The sequence below is a fragment of the Oceanobacillus alkalisoli genome (genome assembly GCF_021556485.1).
GTDB lineage: Bacteria > Bacillota > Bacilli > Bacillales > Amphibacillaceae > Oceanobacillus > Oceanobacillus alkalisoli.
On the sequence record NZ_JAKGBW010000091.1, the window covers coordinates 1 to 285 of the forward strand.

Below are 285 nucleotides of genomic sequence, written 5' to 3' on the forward strand. Positions count from 1 at the left end.
CCCTCCACCATGCTCCTGAAACTCCTCTCTCTGCAGCCAGCCTGCGCCTGTCTGGCCACAGCCTGGCCGTGACGGACAACAGCATCCATGTGCAGCTGCAGCTGCTGCTCAGGGCAGGGAACCGCACTGTGAAGTACGACGACATCCAGAAGCATGCGAGGCGGTACCGGGTGTACATCCGGCGGGCAAGGGACAACCAGACGGTGAGCATCAGTCCTCCACAGTCCTCCATGAGCCAGAACATTGCGGATATGTCCCTGCACTGCTTACTGTGGCGGGTCCTCC

General features: G+C 61.4%; 1 protein-coding gene. It reads left to right on the forward strand.

All coding sequences use genetic code 11. The features are described from left to right. On the forward strand, nucleotides 1–285 hold a 285-nt coding region (locus LZD48_RS19365), incomplete at both ends, for a hypothetical protein (protein ID WP_235764146.1).